2 protein-coding genes are annotated in these 2837 nt (G+C 70.1%); both read left to right on the plus strand.

Features of this window, described 5'->3' with window-relative positions:
- A partial coding sequence (locus G6017_RS09260; RefSeq protein ID WP_182617075.1) for an aldehyde dehydrogenase family protein occupies positions 1–1414 on the plus strand: 1414 nt, incomplete at its 5' end.
- A 186-nt stretch (positions 1415–1600) separates the two neighbouring features.
- Positions 1601–2713, plus strand: a complete 1113-nt coding sequence (locus G6017_RS09265) for an NDMA-dependent alcohol dehydrogenase (protein ID WP_179523234.1) — start codon at positions 1601–1603, stop codon at positions 2711–2713.
- Positions 2714–2837: the final 124 nt, after the last annotated feature.

Genomic DNA, 2837 nt, shown 5'->3' on the forward strand with positions numbered 1-2837 from the left:
GGTCGACGCGGCGGACGGCCGCACCTTCGGCACCTACGACCCCGCCACCGGCGCCGAGATCACCCAGGTCGCGCACGGCGGACCCGAGGACGTCGACCGGGCCGTCGCCGCCGCGCGCCGCGCCTTCGACGACGGCGCGTGGGCGACCATGAAGCCCAACCAGCGCGAGCAGATCCTGTGGCGCATCGGCGACCTGCTGGACGCCAAGGCCGAGCTGTTCGGGCAGATCGAGGCCCTGGACAACGGCAAGTCCGTCGCGATCGCCACCGCCGTGGACGTGGCGTGGGCGGCCGACGTGTTCCGCTACTACGCCGGCTGGTCCACCAAGATCGAGGGCTCCACGGTCAACGTGTCGATGCCGTTCGCCGGCGACAAGCAGTTCCACGCCTACACCCAGCGCGTCCCCGTGGGCGTGTGCGGCCAGATCATCCCCTGGAACTTCCCGCTGCTCATGGCGGCGTGGAAGCTCGCCCCCGCCCTGGCCACCGGCAACACCCTGGTCCTCAAGCCGGCCGAGCAGACTCCGCTGACCGCGCTGCTGCTGGGCGAGGTCATCGCCGAGGCCGGCGTGCCCGCCGGCGTGGTCAACATCGTCACCGGCTTCGGCGACGCCGGCGCCGCGATCTCCGCCCACGACGACGTGGACAAGGTGGCCTTCACCGGCTCCACCGAGGTGGGCAAGCTGATCGTCGACGCCGCCAAGGGCAACCTCAAGAAGGTCTCCCTCGAGCTGGGCGGCAAGAGCGCCAACATCGTCTTCGCCGACTGCGACTTCGACGCCGCCGTCGCCGGATCCGTGGCCGCGTGGATGTTCAACCACGGCCAGGCCTGCACCGCCGGCACCCGCCTGTACGTCGAGGACTCCATCTACGAGAAGTTCACGCAGGCCGTCGCCGACGCCGCCGCCCAGGCCACCATCGGACACGGCCTGGACCCCGCCACCGAGCTCGGCCCGCTGGTCGACCAGGACCAGTTCGACAAGGTCTCCTACTACCTCCGCGCCGGCATCGAGGACGGCGGGCGGGCCCTCACCGGCGGCGGCCGACACGGCGACACCGGCTACTTTGTCCAGCCGACCGTGTTCGTGGACGTCGAGCCCGACCACCGGGTGGTGACGGACGAGATCTTCGGCCCCGTCGTCTCGGCCCTGCGGTTCACCGACGTCGACGACGCGGTCCGGCAGGCCAACGACTCGATCTACGGCCTGGCCGCCGGGGTGTGGACGAAGGACATCTCCAAGGCCCACAAGGTCGCCAGCCGCCTCCACGCGGGCTCGGTCTGGGTCAACCAGTACAACGGCTTCGACACCGCCATGCCGTTCGGCGGGTTCAAGCAGTCCGGCTGGGGCCGCGAGCTGGGCCAGGGTGCACTGGACCTCTACACGCAGACCAGGTCGGTCAACATCCAGCTCTGACCTGGTCCGGGTCGGACTCCCTCCGACCCCCGGGACCGGGACCCGGCGTCCCCGTGACTCGTCCGGGGACGCCGGCGACTCCCCTTCTCTGCGACCTCTCCCGACGTCCCACACCCCTTGCCCACCCGCCCCGTCCACACCCCCTCTCCACTTCCGATCACCCGCTCCCCCGAAAGGAACACCGCCGTGAAGACCAAGGCAGCAGTACTGTTCGACCTCCACCAGCCGTTCGAGATCATCGAGCTCGACCTGGACGATCCCGGCCCCGGCGAGGTCCTGATCAAGTACACGGCCGCAGGCCTGTGCCACTCCGACCTGCACCTGTCCGACGGCTCGCTCCCGCCGCGCTTCCCGATCGTCGGCGGGCACGAGGGCGCCGGCGTCATCGAGGCCGTGGGCGTGGGCGTCACCAAGGTCAAGCCGGGCGACCACGTGGTGTGCTCCTTCATCCCCAACTGCGGCACCTGCCGGTACTGCTCGACCGGGCGACAGAACCTCTGCGACATGGGTGCCACGATCCTCGAGGGGCACATGCCCGACGGCACCTTCCGCTTCCGCTCGGGCGGCAAGGAGTTCGGTGCCATGTGCATGCTCGGCACCTTCTCCGAGCGCTCGGTGATCTCCCAGCACTCGGTGGTCAAGGTCGACGACTGGCTGCCGCTCGACAAGGCCGTCCTGGTGGGCTGCGGCGTGCCCTCCGGCTGGGGCACCGCCACCTATGCGGGCAACGTGCGCCAGGGCGACACCGTGGTGATCTACGGCATCGGCGGGCTCGGCATCAACGCCGTCCAGGGCGCCGTCCACTCGGGGGCCCGCCACGTCGTGGTGGTGGACCCCGTCCAGTTCAAGCGCGACGAGGCCCTCAAGTTCGGCGCCACCCACGCGTTCGCCGACGCCGCCGAGGCCCACGCCGAGGTGGAGAAGCTCACCTGGGGCCAGATGGCGGACCAGGCGCTCATCCTGGTGGGCACCGTCGACGAGCAGGTCGTCTCGAGCGCCTTCGACGTGATCGGCAAGGGTGGCACCGTGGTGATCACCGGCCTGGGCAACATGACCGACAAGACCGTCCAGGTCAGCGGCACCGTGATGGCGCTGTTCGGCAAGACCATCACGGGCACCCTGTTCGGTTCGGCCAACCCGCAGTACGACATCGTCAAGCTGCTGCGCCTGTACGACGAGGGCAAGCTCAAGCTGGACGAGCTCATCACCACCACCTACTCGCTCGAGCAGGTCAACGAGGGCTACCGGGATCTGCAGGACGGCAAGATCATGCGCGGCGTGATCATCCACGACGCCTGACCCGTCGCCACCCGACCGGCGCGGCCGACGACTGCGCGCGTCGCCCCGATCCCGGGGTGGCGCGCGCAGTCGTTGGCCAAGCAATGGCGGGCAGGCGCTCCCGCGGATGGCGTCTCGCGCGAGC

The organism is Dietzia sp. B44 (assembly GCF_014145245.1).
Lineage (GTDB): Bacteria > Actinomycetota > Actinomycetes > Mycobacteriales > Mycobacteriaceae > Dietzia > Dietzia natronolimnaea.